The organism is Kocuria tytonicola (assembly GCF_003687175.1).
Lineage (GTDB): Bacteria > Actinomycetota > Actinomycetes > Actinomycetales > Micrococcaceae > Kocuria > Kocuria tytonicola.
Genome location: NZ_RDEX01000002.1, coordinates 195,814 through 211,923, shown reverse-complemented (window position 1 = coordinate 211,923; position 16,110 = coordinate 195,814). Strand labels below are relative to the sequence as shown.

Sequence of the window (16,110 nt, the reverse complement as noted above, 5' to 3'; positions counted from 1 at the left end):
GATGTGGATCACTTGAGACCCAGAGTAGCTGATACCCTCGGTATCGTGAAACAGGTCACGACCCCCGTGGACGGCAGGAACAGCCGCTGGCAGCGTCACCGCGCCCAGCGGCGTCTCGAGCTGATCACGGCCGCGCGCGATGCCGTGGCCGTGAACGGCGCTGCCATCTCCATGGAGGAGATCGCCACGGCGTGCGGCACGTCCAAGTCCGTGTTCTACCGCTACTTCAAGGACAAGGCGGGCGTGCAGGCGGCCGTGGGCGAGTACTTCGTGACCCGCATGCGACGTCGCATGGTGGCGGCCGCCAGCGAGGCGGACACGTTCGCAGCCATGATCCACGCGCTGGTCTCCGAGTTCCTGCGCTCCGTGGCGGGCTCCGGCGAGGTGTACCGCTTCGTCGTGACCGCCCCGGACGAGCAGGACTCGACCATCGAGCGTTTCGTCGACTCGGTGCGGGATCTGCTCATGGAGCAGCACGAGCGCCACCACGGCGAGCGGGACCTGCCCGCGGGCGTCCTGCAGTGCTGGGCCGCCTCCACCGTGGGCATGGTCCGCGGTGCCGGGGAGGCCTGGCTCGCGCAGGGCGAGCTGCCGGGCAAGCCCGACCGCCACACCATGAGCCGCATCATCACCACGTGGGCCGTGGAGGGCCTGCGCCCCGTGGCGAGCGCGGTCCCGCCGGAGAACTCCGGCGCGGACTCCCCTTCCATCCCGGTCCGTAACTAGGACGTCCCGACGTCCACGACACCCTCAGGAGTCACCATGTCCACTACTTCGGTCAGCGGAACCATCCCGGACACCGACCGCATCGAGGACCTGCCGGAGGACGGCGCCACCGCCCCCTCCGCGATCGACACCGCCGAGCTCGGCCGCATCCTGCTGGGCCGCTGGCCCGAGGCCCGCCTGGCGGCCCGCAAGCGCGCGGAGGACCCCCGGTTCCAGTCCCAGTACAACCTGTCCTTCGAGGACCAGCGCAACGTCACGTTCGAGCAGCTCAAGCTGCTCGCGGACGCCGGACCCCAGTACCTGGGCATGCCCGAGAGCGTGGGCGGGTCCATGAGCCCCGGCGCCAACCTCTCCGCGTTCGAGGAGCTCGTGCTCGCGGACCCGTCCCTGCAGATCAAGTCCGGTGTGCAGTGGGGCCTGTTCGGCTCCGCCGTGCTCAACCTGGGCACCGAGGAGCACCACAAGAAGTGGCTGCCCTCCATCCTGGACGTGAGCATGCCCGGTGCATTCGCCATGACGGAGATCGGCCACGGCTCGGACGTCGCCTCGATCGGCACCACCGCCACGTACATCCCGGAGACGGACGAGTTCGAGATCCACACCCCGTTCAAGGCCGCGTGGAAGGACTACCTGGGCAACGCGGCGGTGCACGGCCGCGCCGCCACGGTGTTCGCGCAGCTGATCGTCAACGGCACCAACCACGGTGTGCACTGCCTCTACGTGCCGCTGCGGGACGAGAACGGCGAGTTCCTGCCCGGCGTGGGCGGCGAGGACGACGGCCGCAAGGGCGGGCTCAACGGCATCGACAACGGCCGCCTGCACTTCGACCACGTGCGCGTGCCCCGCACCAACCTGCTCAACAAGTACGGGGACGTGGACGAGAACGGTGTCTACTCCTCCCCCATCCCCTCCCCCGGCCGGCGCTTCTTCACGATGATCGGCACCCTGGTCCAGGGCCGTGTGTCCCTGGACGGTGCGGCCACCATCGCGAACCAGGCCGCGCTGAGCATCGCGGTGCGCTACGCCGAGCAGCGCCGCCAGTTCACCACGGACTCGGACATCCGCGAGCAGACGCTGCTGGACTACCAGCGCCACCAGCGCCGGCTGATCCCGCGCATCGCCGAGACCTACGCGATGACCTTCGCCCACCAGCAGCTGCTGGACAAGTTCCACGAGGTCTTCTCCGGCCAGGACGAGTCCGACGGCAACCGCCAGGAGCTGGAGACCCTGGCCGCGGCGTTCAAGGCGATGTCCACGTGGAGCGCCCTGGACACTCTCCAGGAGTGCCGCGAGGCGTGCGGCGGTGCGGGCTTCATGGCCAAGAACCGCTTCGTGCAGCTGCGCGCTGACCTGGACGTGTACGTCACGTTCGAGGGCGACAACACGATCCTGCTGCAGCTCGTGGCCAAGCGGCTGCTCAACGACTACTCCGCGGAGTTCAAGAACGCGGACGTGGGGGTCATGGCCCGCTACGTGGCGGACCGTGCCACGGAGGCCGGGTTCAACCGCTCCGGGCTGCGCAAGCTCACCCAGGCGTTCTCGGACACGGGGGACTCCCGCAAGTCCGTCAACGCGCTGCGGGACCCCGCGGCCCAGCGCGCCCTGCTCACCGACCGTGTGCAGACCATGATCGGCGACATCGCGGACGAGCTGCGCGCCGTGGCCCGCAAGTCCCGCACCGAGCAGGCCGAGGCGTTCAACAACAACCAGAACCGGCTGCTCGAGGCCGCCCGCTCGCACGCCCAGCTGCTGCAGTGGGAGGCGTTCACCGCGGGCCTGGAGAAGATCGAGGACCCGGACACCAAGCGCGTGCTGACGTGGCTGCGGGACCTGTTCGGCCTGCACCTGATCGAGCAGGACCTCGCGTGGTACCTCTCCTACGGCCGCCTCTCCATGCGCCGCGGCCGGGCCCTGGAGTCCTACATCAACCGCCTGATCGCCCGGTTGCGCCCGTACGCCCTGGAGCTCGTGGACTCGTTCGGGCTCTCCCCGGAGCTGCTGCGCGCGGAGATCGGCGGCACGGTGGAGGCCGAGCGCCAGGAGGAGGCCGAGTCCTACTACCGCCGGCTGCGCGCGAGCGGTGACGCCCCCGTCAAGGAGCCCAAGCCCGCCAAGGACCCGGGCGCCCAGACCCGCGGGCACCACGGCTGATCCGCACGGCCACCCGCGCCGTCCCTGAACCGGACGGCGCGGACGCGCCACGCACGGCAAGCGGCCCCGCGGCGTCGTCGGACGACGACGCCGCGGGGCCGCTTTCTGCGTCCGGGGCGCCGTGCCGCCCGGCCGGGGTTCCGAGCCGTGCCGCCGCTCAGTGCACGCGCGGGATGCAGCACGGCCGCAGCCGGCACCGCGTTCCAGGGTGCCTCGGCTCAGCGCACGCGTGGGATGGAGGAGGTGTTCGCCCGCGGGTCGTCCGCGGCGAGGACGTCCGCGACCACGAGCGTCACGTTGTCCCGCCCCCCGGTGCGCAGCGCGGCCTGGACCAGCACGTCCGCGGCCTCCTTGGGGTGGTGCACCGAGTGCAGGACGCGCGCGATGTGCGCCGGGGAGAGCTCGCCGGTGAGGCCGTCCGAGCACATGAGCAGGCGCTGACCGGGCACGGCGGGGAGCACCACGACGTCTGGCTCCCAGATCTGCCCCGTGCCCAGGGCCCGGGTGATCACGTTGCGGCGCGGGTGCACCAGGGCCTGGGCGGGGGTGAGCTGGCCGATGGAGACGAGGTACTGCACCTCGGAGTGGTCCACCGTGAGCTGGGTGACGCCCACCGGGCCGGTGGCCTCCGTGACGGCCTCGCCCGGCGCGGGGCCGGTGAGCTGGTAGGTGCGGGAGTCCCCCACGTTGAACACGAGCCACAGCCACGTGCCCGCGATCCGCACGAGCCACGCCCCGGTGACCGTGGTCCCCGCGCGGGTGCCGCACTCCGCCTGGATGGCCTGGTCCGCCTCCCACAGCACCGAGCGGACCCGGTGCACGGCGTCCAGGGCCTCGTTGGGAATGTCCGGGTCCAGTTTGAGCTGCCGGTCGATCGTCGCCCGGAAGCGGGCCACGTCCGTGCCCGGCTCCGGCTCCACGATCCGGTAGTCGCGGAAGTCCTCCAGGGTGAACAGCTCCGAGGCGCCCAGGGTGGACACGCACAGCGCGCTGGCCACCTCACCGGCCTCGTGACCGCCCATGCCGTCCGCCACCGCGCACATGGTGTCGGTGACGATCAGGGCGTCCTCGTTGGTCTCGCGACGCAGCCCGCGGTCGGTGACGCCGCCCGATCGGATGGTCAGGGGAACGGTCATTCGACCTCGTCTTCCAGTAGGGGCCCGCGGCCCTGGGTGATGGCCACGGGCCGGACGTCCCCGAAACCGCGCACGTTGCGCGCGGGCAGGGGGTCCAGGATGAACCGGTCGTCCCCCGTGAGCACGCGGGCGGTGGACTCGTCCACCACCACCCCGCCGGGCTCGGTGAGCGCCACGAGCCGGGAGGCGAGGTTGACCGTGGGACCGTAGAGGTCCCCCAGCCGGGGCAGCACACGGCCCCACACGAACGCCACCCGCGCCTGCGGCAGCAGGGGGTCGTTCTTGATGAGCCGCGCCAGCGCCAGGGAGATCTGCGCCCCGCCCTCGGGTGTCTCGGACAGGAACATGACCTCGTCCCCGATGGTCTTGATGACGCGCCCGCCGCCCACGGAGATGACCTCCGCGCAGCGCTTCTCGAAGCGCTGCACGAGGTTCGCCAGCGTGCGCTCGTTCATCTGCCGGGACAGGGAGGTGTAGGAGACGAGGTCCGCGAACCCCACGCCGCGCGCGAGCGGCAGCGCCGAACCGCCGGTGTCCGGGGCGGCGTCGTGCAGGGTGAGGGTGGAACCGTCCGGGCGCTCCCCGCGCATCGCGAGGCGCTGCACGGCGGCGGAGAGCTGGCGCCGCCACGCGTAGTCGAGCAGCTGCTCGAGGGGGTCGAGCAGCTCGGGCAGGAGGGTGAGCAGCTCACGGCGGGCCCGGGCGTCGGTCATGTCCCGGTGGGCCACCATGTCCTCGACGAGGGCCTCGACCTGCCATACGACCATGCGGTCCGTCAGCTGCGCCACGGAGCGGGCCAGGGACAGCGCGGCCTCCTCGCTCAGCTTGTCGTCCTGGACCAGCTGGGAGACCACCCGCAGGGCGCGCACGTCCTCGCCGGTGAAGTAGACCTCGTCGTCGCTGAGGTTCGGGAAGCCCAGTGCGCGCCATATCTTCCGCGCGGAGGCCGTGGACAGCTCGGCGTCCCGCGCGGCCTCACGGCGGCGCAGGTGGCGCTGGGAGCCCAGCAGCAGCGAGTCCAGGTGGCGGACGGCCGCCTGGGACTCCTCGGAGCCGTAGAGGTTGGACTGCACGGGATTGTGGAGGTTCAGGTTCAGCTGCTCCGTCTGGGGGCCCGTGACCACGGGGTCCGTGTGTTGCGAGGGGTCATCAGCCACGCGGTCCTCCTTGCTGGGCTGGATGCGGACCGGGGTGGCCCGGGCCGGGAATGGTGCCTGCTCCACTCTAGTTGCCCCGCCCCGCCGCGGCCTCTCGCACGAGCCGCACGAAGCGCGCGGGCTGCGGGCACCCCGCGAGTTTCAGCCCGCCCAGGCTCCCGAAGTCCGCGAGCACCGTGCCGCGGTCCAGGCCCTCGCGGGCCGCGCCCACCTCGGTGGCACCGCGGGTCACACGCACGCAGTGCAGGGCCTGCAGGGGCAGGGCCACCGCGCCGTTCGCGGCGGCCGGGCCCACCAGCGCCAGCCGTGAGGTGGTCAGCACGAAGCGCGTGCGCAGCCACCGCCACGCCGGGGCGAGCACGAACCGCCACGCCGCGAGCAGCGCCGCGGCCAGCAGCACCCACTCCACGAACGTGTGCAGCGCGGTCCACGGGTTCGCGGTGGGCCGCCACGTGAGCTCCAGCACCCGGCTCAGCGCGGAGTAGACCAGCACGGTCAGCCACGCCGCGAGCGCCGGGCGCACGAGCCCCAGCGGATGCGGGTGCGTGGCCACCACGGTCTCCTCCCCCGGCGCGAGCTCCAGGGCGTGCCGGGCCCTCATGCGCGGGTGCTTCCGGGCTCGGCGGCACCGCGCGGGCCGGCCCCCGCATCCTGCCGCTGATCCGTGTCCCGGTCGCGGCTCGCGGGGTGCTCCGCCCCCGGTGCCGCGGGCGCGGGACGGACGTGGACGACGTCGCCCGCGGAGTACTCGTGGTGCGCACCGTCCGCGGTCCGCACCGCCAGCTGCCCGGAGGTGCCGAGGCCCACGGCCGTGGCCACCACGGGTGCCGCGGAACCGGGGAGGTGCACGGTGATCTGGCGGCCCAGGGTGTCCAGCCCGTCCTCGACGGCGCGGCGCAACTCACCCCCGGCGCCCAGCTGTCCCGCGGGGTCCGACGACGCCCGATCCAGGACCTCGGCGAAGCGGACGAGCACCGCGGTGAGCAGCTCCGGGCGGGTGGGAACGGCGTCGTCGGCCTCCAGGCGCAATGACGTGGCCGTGGCGACGGGCAGCTCCTCCTGAGCCACGTTGATGCCGGCGCCGACCACCACCGTGGGGGCGCCCTGGGAGGGGGCGGCCACGAGGCTCGCGAGGATGCCGCAGAGCTTGCGGTCGGCCACGAGGACGTCGTTGGGCCACTTGACCACGGCGGGCACGCCCGTGAGCTCGCGGACCGCGGTGGTGATGCTGTGCGCCATGAGCAGGGTGAGCCACGGGACCAGCTCCTGGGGCCACGGCCGCCCCGCCCGGTCCACCGGCGTGCACACCACCGAGAAGGTCACCGCGGTGCCGGGGGGTGTGACCCACTGCCGGTCCAGCCGCCCCCGGCCCCGGGTCTGGAACCCGGTGACCACGGCCTCGAGAGCGGGCGGGGCAGCCTCCTCCGGGGTGCGGCGGGCCACGTGCTCCGCGAGCCACGTGTTCGTGGAGCCCACGCTACCCAGCACGGTCACCGCGCGGTAGCCGTGCGCGCGCAGGGCGTCCTCGAGCGGCGCCTGCCGGTAGTCGGCGGCGGGGTGCTCGTCCGTGGCGTCCATTGTTCGTGCTCCTCGTGGTTTCGGGCCGGGGTGCGGCGTCGTCGTGGGGGCCGGTGCTGCGGGGCCGTGCAGGAGGCCGGTGGTTCAGATCGGTGGTGCGGACTCTCGATGAGTGCCCGTAGTGCGGTGCGGCAGCGCAGGGCGGGTCGTGGCGCACCGGGGGTTGCCCCGAGTTTATGCCGAGTGGCCCGGGCATATGCTGGGACGGGTCAGCAGCAGCGCGCCATCGACCCGCGGGAGGCACCCTCGTGAACGTCTTCGCCCTGAACTACACCTACGGCGGCCCGGCCGAGATCCTGGCCGAGCACCGCCCCGCCCACCGCGCGTTCCTGCGCGAGCTCCACGAGCGCGGCGTAAACCTGGCCTCCGGCCCCCTGGGGGACGACGGCGCGCTGATCGTGCTCCGTGCCGAGAGCACCGAGGAGGTGGAGCGGCTCATCCGGGAGGATCCCCTGGTGGTCCACGGCGCCGTGACGGCGCACGAGATCCGCGAGTGGTCCGTGACCATCGGCTCCGTGGGCGAGGCCTGACCCGTTCTCCCCGGCCTGGTGCCGCGTCCCGGGGCGGAAAGGCGTTCCCGGCTGGCACGGCGGCGGCCCCGACGCCGGGTCCGGCCCTCGTCGGCGATCGGTGGGCCCGGGAGGCGCGGCCGGCCGCGAAGATTTCTCCGGGCGGTTGTGGGACATCTACAAAGGAGCCTCCGCGGGCGGCCACTACACTGGAGCACGATTCCCGGGCCCCCGTGGGCCCGCACACGCACCCACCACGACCACGCGAGGTGTCATGAGCCACGACCTGTCCACCACAGCAGGCAAGATCGCCGACTTCCGGCGGCGCCGCGAGGAGGCCGCCGCGCCGGCGGGACAGGCCGCCGTGGACAGGCAGCACTCGCGGGGCAAGAACACCGCCCGCGAGCGCATCGAGATGCTGCTGGACCCGGACTCGTTCGTAGAGTTCGACGCCCTGGCCGTGCACCACAGCACGATGTTCGGCATGGACGAGAAGAAGCTGCCGGGCGACGGCGTGGTCAGCGGCTACGGCACCGTGGACGGGCGCCTGGTGGCCGTGTACTCCCAGGACTTCGGGGTCTTCGGCGGCTCCCTGTCCCAGGTCAACGGCGAGAAGATCGTGAAGGTGCAGAAGTTCGCGCTGCGCAACGGCTGCCCCGTGATCGGCATCAACGACGGCGGCGGTGCCCGCATCCAGGAGGGCGTGGCCTCGCTGGCCATGTTCGCGGACATCTTCCGCATGAACGTGCGGGCCTCCGGAGTGGTCCCCCAGATCTCCCTGATCATGGGCCCGTGCGCCGGCGGCGCCGCGTACTCCCCCGCCCTGACCGACTTCGTGGTGATGGTGGACAAGACCTCCCACATGTTCATCACCGGACCGGACGTCATCAAGACCGTCACCGGCGAGACCGTGGACATGGAGACCCTGGGCGGCGCCCGCTCCCACAACGAGCGCACCGGCACCGCCGCCTACCTGGCCTCGGACGAGCAGGACGCCTTCGACTTCGTGCACGAGCTGCTGGAGTACCTGCCCGGCAACAACCTGCAGGACAGCCCGCTGCTGGACCACGACCAGGTGGACGAGGTCACGGACGAGGACCTCGCGCTGGACGAGCTGATCCCGGACTCCGCGAACCAGCCCTACGACATGCGCACCGTGATCGAGACGGTGGTGGACGGCGGCCAGTTCCTGCAGATCCAGGAGCTCTACGCCCCCAACGTGATGGTGGGCTACGCCCGCGTGGAGGGCCACACCGTGGGCATCGTGGCGAACCAGCCCATGCAGTTCGCGGGCACCCTGGACATCGCCGCGTCCGAGAAGGCCGCGCGCTTCGTGCGCCACTGCGATGCTTTCAACATCCCGATCCTCACGTTCGTGGACGTCCCCGGGTTCCTGCCCGGAACGGACCAGGAGTTCAACGGCATCATCCGCCGCGGCGCCAAGCTGCTGTACGCGTACGCGGAGGCCACCGTTCCGCTCGTCACCGTGATCACGCGCAAGGCGTACGGCGGCGCGTACATCGTGATGGGCTCCAAGAAGCTGGGTGCGGACATCAACCTCGCGTGGCCCACCGCCCAGATCGGCGTGATGGGCTCCCAGGGTGCCGTGGAGATCCTCTACCGCAGGGACCTCAAGGCCGCCCAGGAGAACGGCGAGGACGACGCCGCCCTGCGCGCGGAGCTCGCCCAGCAGTTCGAGGAGGACCTCCTCAACCCCTACCAGGCCGCGGAGCTCGGCTACGTGGACGCCGTGATCTGCCCGTCCGAGACCCGCGAGCAGATCGTGAAGGCCCTGCGCGGGCTCGCGGACAAGCGAGCCTCGCAGCCTGCCAAGAAGCACGGGAACATCCCCCTGTGAGCGGCCACGAGTTCTCCGCCGTGGCCTCCCTGCCGGAAGCCACCGCCACCGACGAGCCGCTGTTCACCGTCACCCGGGGCAATCCCACCCCCGAGGACCTGGCTGCGCTCGTGGCCGTGCTCGGTGCGCGCCCCGAGCCCGAGCAGGCCCCGGCGGCACGCCCCCACCGCGCCCCCCGCTCGCAGTCCCGCCGGATCCGGCTGGGCCTGCGTCTGCGACCGGGGCGCGGCGCGTGGCGGTGGACCCAGCCCGAACGCTGACCCCCCCCCTCCGAGGCTCCCGTGCACGCCCTCGCCCTCTCCACCCTCGCCTCGCTGGCCGCGGTCCTGCTGCTGAGCGGGACCGCGAAGCTCGCCGCCCCGGACTCCGGACGGTTCCTGGTGAGCACGGCCGCCCTGCCGAGCGTGCTCACGGCTCCGTGGCTGCACGCCGTGCTGCCCTGGGCCGAGATCGCCCTGGCCGCCGCACTGCTGGTCGCCTCCGGGCCGTGGCTCAGCGCCGCCGCGGCCGCGGCGCTGCTGGTGTTCGGAGGCTTCACAGTGGTGGTCCTGCGCGGTGCCCGCGCCCCCGACCCGGCCCCGTGCGGCTGCTTCGGCGCCCTGTCCACCGCCCCCGTGTCCCGGCGCACCGTGGTGCGCAACGCCGTCCTCACGCTGGTGGCGGCCCTCGCGCTCGGGCTCTGCCTCGCGGTGTTCCACGGCCCCGTCCTCGACCTCCCCGGGAGCGTGCTCGCGGCGGCGACCGTCCCCGTCGCGCTCGTCCTGGTGTCGGTGTGGAGCGAAGGTGCCGGGCGGTCACCGGGTGGACCGAACGACATCGCCCGCGTGCCCCCGCTGCCCGCGCACCTGCGGGGCGACGCCGCGGCGTCGTCCTCACCGGGGTACGCGCCGTCGGTGCCCGGTGCGGCCCCGGTCCCGTACCCGCCGGCCGAGACCCCCGCGGCAGCTGAGCCGTACCGCCCTCGCCTGCCCATCCCCTGGGCGGTGCTGCGGGACGCCTCCGGTGCCACCGTGACCCTGCGGGGGCTGGCCGCGACGCATGCCCGGGCCCTGGTGGGGGTGAGCTCCACGTGCGGGTGGTGCGCGCCCGTGGTGGAACGGATCGTCGCACTCTCCGGCAGCACGGGGCCCGTGGCACTGCACGCCGTCGTCCCGGAGCCCGACGAGCTCGAGCGGATCCCCGGGGCCCTGCGAGAGGCGGCGCTCGTGGACGCGCACCGGGACCTCGTGACCGTGTTCGAGCGTCCGGGCACCCCCTGGGCCGTGGTGCTCGGGGCGGACGGGCTGCTCGCGGGCGGGCCCGTGTCCGGCAGCGGACCCGTGATCGAGCTGCTGGACGAGCTCGCGGAGCGCTTCGGCGCGTGACGCACGGCAATCCGCCGCGTCCGCCCGGATGTGACTAGGGTTACATTCCGTGACGACACCTGAGACCACACCCCAGACCCCGGAGCCCCTCGCACCCATGGGCTCCATCCACCGCGAGAAGACCCCGGCGGACGAGCTCGCGGTGAGCTACTTCCACGAGCGGCTGACCCTGGACCCGAGCGAGGCCACCTTCCACGGCTTCCCCGGGCACGAGACCGAGTACCCGGACTTCGGCCCGGCCGGGCGCGAGGCCGCCGCGGAACTGGTGCGCCGGACCCTCGCCCGCCTGGACCGTGTGGAGCCGCGGGACGACGTGGACCGTGTGACCCTGCACGCCCTGCGCAACGACCTCGAGCTGCAGCGGGACCTCCACGACGCCAACCTGGACGTGTCCGTGGTGAACAACATCGAGTCCCCCGTGCAGGGCATCCGCCAGGTCCTGGACGCCATGCCGCGCGAGACCGAGCAGGACTGGCGCCACATCGCCGGGCGCATGGCCAACGTGCCCGCAGCCCTGACCCAGTACCGCGAGGGACTCGACGAGGCCGTCTCCCTGAACCGTCCGCCGTCGGCCCCGCAGATCGTGGAGGCCTCCCAGCAGGCCGAGCAGTACGCGTCCGACGAGGGCTTCTTCGCCACGCTGGCCGCGGACCCGAGCGCCCCCGAGGACCTCCGCGAGGAGCTCTCCCGCACCGCCGACGCCGCCCGCCGGGCCTACCGTGACATCGCCCGGACCCTGCGCGAGGACTTCGCCCCCGTGGCCCGTCCGTCCGACGCGTGCGGGCTCGAGGACTACCGGTTGCACCTCGCCTCGTTCCTGGGCGCGCGCCGCGAGCCCCGGGAGATCTACGACTGGGCCGTGGAGCGGCTCATCGCCCTGGACTCCGAGCAGCGGGACGTCGCGGACCGGATCCAGCCCGGCGCGAGCATCCAGGAGGCCATGGCCGCACTGAACGCGGACCCGGCACGCCAGCTGCACTCCCCCGAGGAGCTGCAGGCGTGGATGCAGCAGCTCTCGGACACCGCCCTGGACGCGCTGGCGGACACCCAGTTCGAGATCACGGAGCCCATGCGCACGCTGGAGTGCCGCATCGCCCCCACCCAGGACGGGATCATCTACTACACCCCGCCCAGCGCGGACTTCTCCCGTCCCGGGCGCATGTGGTGGTCCGTGCCGGAGGGCGTGAGCCAGCACAACACGTGGGAGGAGACCACCACCGTCTACCACGAGGGCATCCCGGGCCACCACCTGCAGTGCGCCACGGCGCTGGCCAACGCCGGGGAGCTCAACGAGTGGCGCCGCATGGGGATCTGGGTCTCCGGCCACGGCGAGGGCTGGGCCCTGTACGCCGAGCGCCTCATGGACGAGCTCGGGTTCCTGGACGACCCCGGGGACCGGATGGGCATGCTCGACTCGCAGCGGCTGCGCACCATCCGCGTGATCTTCGACGTGGGCTTCCACTGCGGCTTCGAGATCCCGGAGGCCCTCGGCGACATGCTCGGCGGCGCCCGCGCCGGTGAGGTCTGGACCCCCGAGGACGGCTGGAAGTTCCTGCGCCACAACGTGGCCATGGCCGAGTCCACCCTGCGCTTCGAGTGGCTGCGCTACATGGGCTGGCCCGGGCAGGCGCCCTCCTACCGCGTGGGGCTGCAGATGTGGCTCGACGCCCGCGAGCAGGCCATGGCGCGGGAGGGTGAGGACTTCGACCTCAAGCGCTTCCACAGCCGTGCGCTGCGCCTGGGCTCCGTGGGTTTGGACACACTCACGTACGCACTGGCGCTCTAGGCCGCGATCTCCCGGGGAACTCCCGCTGCTCGCCCGCAGAACGGGCGTCACAGTTCGTCATGCGGCCTGGGCGGTCCACACCGCCCAGGCCTACTGTGACCAACATGAATTCCGCAGAAAGTACCCGGCGTCTCCCGCGGTGGACGACGTCCTTCGGGTGGCAGATCCTCGCAGCGCTCGTCCTGGGTGTCCTCCTCGGGTCCCTGGCCGCCGCCATCGGCGGGGACCCGGAGGAGGACCCCAACTGGCTCATGACCACGCTGGACACCATCGGCTCCAGCTACGTGACCATTCTCAAGGCCGCGGTGGTCCCCCTCGTGGTGACCGCCGTGATCACCTCCATCGCGAACCTGCGTGACGTCTCCAACGCGGCGCGGCTGGCGTGGAAGACCCTCATGTGGTTCGCCATCACCTCGCTGATCGCCGTGGTGATCGGCATGGTGCTCGCCGTGGTCGCGCAGCCCGGAGTGGGCACGGGGCAGGCGCAGCCCGAGGCGTACTCCGGCACGGAGGGCTCGTGGCTCGCGTTCCTCAAGGGCCTGATCCCCGTGAACTTCCTGGGTCTGGAGACCACCTCGAAGGTCCTGGACCCGGAGACCGTGACCACCAAGGTCAACTTCAACGTCCTGCAGATCCTGGTGGTCTCCCTGGTGGTGGGCATTGCCGCCCTGAAGGTGGGCAAGGAGGCCGAGCCGTTCCTGCGGCTCATGAAGTCGGGGCTGGCCATCATGCAGAAGGTGGTCTGGTGGATCATCCGCCTGGCGCCGCTGGGCACCCTGGGGCTGATCGGCACCGCCGTGTTCGAGTACGGCTGGACCTCCATGGGCTCGCTCGTGAAGTTCGTGCTCACCGTGTACGCCGGGCTGCTGCTCGTGGCGTTCGTGGTCTACCCCGTGCTGCTCAGGCTCAACGGGCTGTCCGTGAAGCAGTTCTTCGCCGGCGTGTGGCCCGCCATGCAGCTGGGCTTCGTGTCCCGCTCCTCCCTGGGCACCATGCCCGTGACCCAGCGCGTGAGCGAGTCCAACCTGGGTGTGCCCTCCCACTACGCCTCGTTCGTGATCCCGCTGGGCGCCACCACCAAGATGGACGGCTGCGCGGCCGTGTACCCCGCCGTGGCCGCCATCTTCGTGGCCCAGTTCTACGGCGTGGACCTCACGCCCATGCACTTCGTGCTGATCGCGCCCGTCTCGGTCCTGGGCTCGGCCGCGACGGCCGGGACCACGGGTGCCACCGTGATGCTCACGCTCACCCTGTCCACCCTGGGCCTGCCGCTGGACGGCGTGGGGCTGCTGCTCGCCGTGGACCCCATCCTGGACATGGGCCGCACCGCACTGAACGTCACCGGCCAGGCGCTCGTGGCCACCATCGTCTCCCACCGGGAGGGCATCCTCGACCGGCCGCGCTACGACGCGCCGCTCTCCGGGCGCCCCTTCAAGGACGACGACGCCGCCACGGCCCCGGACGCCTCCCTCCCCGTTCCGGAGCCGGTGGGCGCAGGCGCCGCCGCTGGTGCCGAAGCCGGAGCCCACGCGGCCACCCCCGTCCCCGAGACGGACGGGCAGCGCACCGAGTAGCACGCCGCAGCACCACGATCTGCGGGCGCAGGGCGGTCCGGGTTGCTCCCGGGCCGCCCTGCCGCATGGTGGGAGCCGCGAGGTGCTGCGAGTGCCGCACGGACCCCTGGTTGCGCGTCCGACAGCGGGCCTATGATGTGATGCACGTCATACGACAACCACAGGACGGTCACCATGAGCGTGTACGCACAGCCCGGCAAGGACGGCTCCGTCGTCTCCTTCAAGCCCCGGTACGAGCACTTCATCGGCGGGGCGTGGGTGCCCCCGGTCAAGGGTCGGTACTTCGAGGACGTCACCCCCGTCACGGGGCAGCCCTTCACGGAGGTGGGGCGCGGAACGGCCGAGGACGTCGAGGCGGCGCTGGACGCCGCCTGGGCCGCGGCGCCGTCGTGGAACGCGTCCACGCCCACGCAGCGCGCGATCATGCTCAACAGGATCGCGGACCGCATGGAGGAGAACCTCGAGCTGATCGCGGTGGCCGAGACCTGGGACAACGGCAAGCCGGTGCGGGAGACGCTCAACGCGGACATCCCCCTCGCCATCGACCACTTCCGGTACTTCGCCGGCGCCATCCGCGCGCAGGAGGGACACCTGTCCCAGCTGGACGAGGACACCGTGGCGTACCACTTCCACGAGCCCCTGGGAGTGGTGGGCCAGATCATCCCCTGGAACTTCCCCATCCTCATGGCCGTGTGGAAGCTCGCCCCGGCGCTGGCGGCGGGCAACTGCGTGGTGCTCAAGCCCGCCGAGCAGACCCCGGCCTCCATCCTGGTGCTCATGGAGCTGATCCAGGACCTGATCCCGGACGGCGTGGTGAACATCGTCAACGGCTTCGGCGTGGAGTGCGGCAAGCCGCTCGCGTCCAACAGGCGGATCCGCAAGATCGCGTTCACGGGTGAGACCACCACGGGGCGGCTGATCATGCAGTACGCCTCGGAGAACATCATCCCCGTGACCCTGGAGCTGGGCGGGAAGTCCCCCAACATCTTCTTCGAGGACGTGGCCCGCGAGCGCGACGGCTTCTACGACAAGGCGCTGGAGGGCTTCGCGTTCTTCGCCCTGAACTCGGGCGAGGTGTGCACGTGCCCCTCGCGGGCCCTGGTGCAGGAGTCCATCTACGACTCCTTCCTGGCGGACGGCATCGAGCGCGTGAAGCAGATCAAGGCCGGCAACCCGCTGGACACGGACACCATGATCGGCGCGCAGGCCTCCACCGACCAGCTGGAGAAGATCCTCTCCTACCTGGACATCGGCAGGAAGGAGGGCGCCAAGGTCCTCGTGGGCGGGCAGCGCGCGGAGCTCGAGGGTGACCTCTCCGGCGGGTACTACGTGCAGCCCACGGTGTTCGAGGGCACCAACGACATGCGGATCTTCCAGGAGGAGATCTTCGGGCCGGTGCTCTCGGTCGCGAAGTTCGCCTCCTACGAGGACGCCATCGGGATTGCCAACGACACCCTCTACGGGTTGGGCGCGGGTGTGTGGTCCCGTGACGGCAACACCGCCTACCGGGCCGGGCGGGCCATCCAGTCCGGGCGCGTGTGGGTGAACCAGTACCACAGCTACCCCGCGCACTCGGCGTTCGGCGGGTACAAGTCCTCGGGCATCGGGCGGGAGAACCACCTGATGATGCTGGACCACTACCAGCAGACCAAGAACATGCTCGTCTCCTACACCGAGACGCCGCAGGGCTTCTTCTAGACCGGAACGGCGGGAAGCACATGGCAGAGCAGGCAGCGCGGGGAGCGACCGGGGCCCCGGGACGCACGGAACCGGGCACGGACGGGGGCACCGGCGTCGGCCCGGCAGGGATCGACGTGGCGCTGGAGGCCGCTCCGGCCGTGCCCGGGGAGACCGCGTCCCGGGTGGGCTTCACGGCCGCCGCGGTGGATCTGGTGCGCGAGCTGTGGCGGGAGCACGGACCCCTGATGTTCCACCAGTCCGGGGGCTGCTGCGACGGCTCCGCACCCATGTGCTTCCCCGCCGGGGAGTTCCGCACGGGGGACGCGGACGTGCTGCTGGGAACCGCGCACCTCACCACGGCAGCGGGTGGCGACCTCGGCCCCGTGGAGTTCTGGATCTCCGCGGAGCAGTTCGAGGCGTGGCGCCGGACCCGGCTCGTGATCGACGCCGTCCCCGGGCGGGGCTCCGGGTTCTCCCTGGAGACCCCCACGGGGCACCGCTTCCTGACCCGCAGCGAGCTGTGCACCGTGGCGCCCTGAACCGGCGCTCACGCGGGGCACTGGGCAGATCCGAGATCCCCTGGCGGCGCGG

General features: G+C 71.9%; 14 protein-coding genes. 10 read left to right on the top strand and 4 right to left on the bottom strand.

The window, feature by feature from the left end; genetic code table 11:
- The first annotated feature begins 45 nt into the window (after window positions 1–45).
- Both EAE32_RS09165 and EAE32_RS09160 read left to right on the top strand, forming a co-directional pair.
- Window positions 46–726, top strand: a complete 681-nt coding sequence (locus EAE32_RS09165) for a TetR/AcrR family transcriptional regulator (RefSeq protein WP_243635665.1) — start codon at window positions 46–48, stop codon at window positions 724–726.
- 36 nt (window positions 727–762) lie between these two features.
- Window positions 763–2,877, top strand: coding sequence for an acyl-CoA dehydrogenase family protein (locus EAE32_RS09160; protein ID WP_121864950.1), 2,115 nt, complete (start codon window positions 763–765; stop codon window positions 2,875–2,877).
- 218 nt (window positions 2,878–3,095) lie between these two features.
- Here EAE32_RS09160 and EAE32_RS09155 read toward each other — a convergent pair whose 3' ends face one another.
- From EAE32_RS09155 to EAE32_RS09140, 4 genes are all read right to left on the bottom strand, one after another.
- Window positions 3,096–4,013, bottom strand: coding sequence for a PP2C family protein-serine/threonine phosphatase (locus EAE32_RS09155; protein WP_121864949.1), 918 nt, complete (start codon window positions 4,011–4,013; stop codon window positions 3,096–3,098).
- Window positions 4,010–5,170, bottom strand: a complete 1,161-nt coding sequence (locus EAE32_RS09150) for an adenylate/guanylate cyclase domain-containing protein (protein WP_121864948.1) — start codon at window positions 5,168–5,170, stop codon at window positions 4,010–4,012. Before EAE32_RS09150 ends, EAE32_RS09155 begins: the two co-directional genes overlap by 4 nt.
- A 67-nt stretch (window positions 5,171–5,237) precedes the next feature.
- Window positions 5,238–5,771, bottom strand: coding sequence for a hypothetical protein (locus tag EAE32_RS09145; RefSeq protein WP_243635664.1), 534 nt, complete (start codon window positions 5,769–5,771; stop codon window positions 5,238–5,240).
- Window positions 5,768–6,748: a biotin--[acetyl-CoA-carboxylase] ligase gene (locus tag EAE32_RS09140; protein WP_121864947.1), complete on the bottom strand. Its 981-nt coding sequence runs from the start codon at window positions 6,746–6,748 to the stop codon at window positions 5,768–5,770. The genes EAE32_RS09145 and EAE32_RS09140 overlap by 4 nt, the downstream gene beginning before the upstream one ends.
- Before the next feature lie 248 nt (window positions 6,749–6,996).
- Between EAE32_RS09140 and EAE32_RS09135 the strand changes: the two genes are divergently transcribed.
- From EAE32_RS09135 to EAE32_RS09100, 8 genes are all read left to right on the top strand, one after another.
- Window positions 6,997–7,278 (top strand): YciI family protein, encoded by a 282-nt coding sequence (locus EAE32_RS09135; protein WP_121844945.1) that lies wholly within the window; start codon window positions 6,997–6,999, stop codon window positions 7,276–7,278.
- Window positions 7,279–7,531: 253 nt separating this feature from the next.
- Window positions 7,532–9,115, top strand: a complete 1,584-nt coding sequence (locus EAE32_RS09130) for an acyl-CoA carboxylase subunit beta (RefSeq protein ID WP_121844946.1) — start codon at window positions 7,532–7,534, stop codon at window positions 9,113–9,115.
- A complete protein-coding gene (locus EAE32_RS09125; protein WP_121864946.1) occupies window positions 9,112–9,375 on the top strand; it encodes an acyl-CoA carboxylase subunit epsilon in 264 nt (87 codons plus the stop codon). The genes EAE32_RS09130 and EAE32_RS09125 overlap by 4 nt, the downstream gene beginning before the upstream one ends.
- A gap of 21 nt (window positions 9,376–9,396) precedes the next feature.
- A complete protein-coding gene (locus EAE32_RS09120; protein ID WP_121864945.1) occupies window positions 9,397–10,479 on the top strand; it encodes a MauE/DoxX family redox-associated membrane protein in 1,083 nt (360 codons plus the stop codon).
- A 97-nt stretch (window positions 10,480–10,576) separates the two neighbouring features.
- On the top strand, window positions 10,577–12,265 hold the full coding sequence (locus EAE32_RS09115; protein WP_424321742.1) for a DUF885 domain-containing protein: 1,689 nt from the start codon (window positions 10,577–10,579) through the stop codon (window positions 12,263–12,265).
- 104 nt (window positions 12,266–12,369) lie between these two features.
- Window positions 12,370–13,839 carry a dicarboxylate/amino acid:cation symporter gene (locus tag EAE32_RS09110; protein ID WP_121864943.1) on the top strand — a complete coding sequence of 490 codons (1,470 nt, stop codon included), beginning with the start codon at window positions 12,370–12,372 and terminating at the stop codon, window positions 13,837–13,839.
- A 174-nt stretch (window positions 13,840–14,013) separates the two neighbouring features.
- Window positions 14,014–15,537 carry an acetaldehyde dehydrogenase ExaC gene (gene exaC, locus EAE32_RS09105; protein WP_121864942.1) on the top strand — a complete coding sequence of 508 codons (1,524 nt, stop codon included), beginning with the start codon at window positions 14,014–14,016 and terminating at the stop codon, window positions 15,535–15,537.
- 20 nt (window positions 15,538–15,557) lie between these two features.
- Window positions 15,558–16,058: a DUF779 domain-containing protein gene (locus EAE32_RS09100; protein ID WP_121864941.1), complete on the top strand. Its 501-nt coding sequence runs from the start codon at window positions 15,558–15,560 to the stop codon at window positions 16,056–16,058.
- Window positions 16,059–16,110: the final 52 nt, after the last annotated feature.

Coding starts and splice junctions, on each gene's coding strand:
- EAE32_RS09160 (WP_121864950.1), top strand. CDS start 763: ATGTCCACTACTTCGGTCAGCGGAACCATCCCGGACACCGACCGCATC.
- EAE32_RS09155 (WP_121864949.1), bottom strand. CDS start 4,013: ATGACCGTTCCCCTGACCATCCGATCGGGCGGCGTCACCGACCGCGGG.
- EAE32_RS09145 (WP_243635664.1), bottom strand. CDS start 5,771: ATGAGGGCCCGGCACGCCCTGGAGCTCGCGCCGGGGGAGGAGACCGTG.
- EAE32_RS09140 (WP_121864947.1), bottom strand. CDS start 6,748: ATGGACGCCACGGACGAGCACCCCGCCGCCGACTACCGGCAGGCGCCG.
- EAE32_RS09130 (WP_121844946.1), top strand. CDS start 7,532: ATGAGCCACGACCTGTCCACCACAGCAGGCAAGATCGCCGACTTCCGG.
- EAE32_RS09115 (WP_424321742.1), top strand. CDS start 10,577: ATGGGCTCCATCCACCGCGAGAAGACCCCGGCGGACGAGCTCGCGGTG.
- EAE32_RS09110 (WP_121864943.1), top strand. CDS start 12,370: ATGAATTCCGCAGAAAGTACCCGGCGTCTCCCGCGGTGGACGACGTCC.
- exaC (WP_121864942.1), top strand. CDS start 14,014: ATGAGCGTGTACGCACAGCCCGGCAAGGACGGCTCCGTCGTCTCCTTC.
- EAE32_RS09100 (WP_121864941.1), top strand. CDS start 15,558: ATGGCAGAGCAGGCAGCGCGGGGAGCGACCGGGGCCCCGGGACGCACG.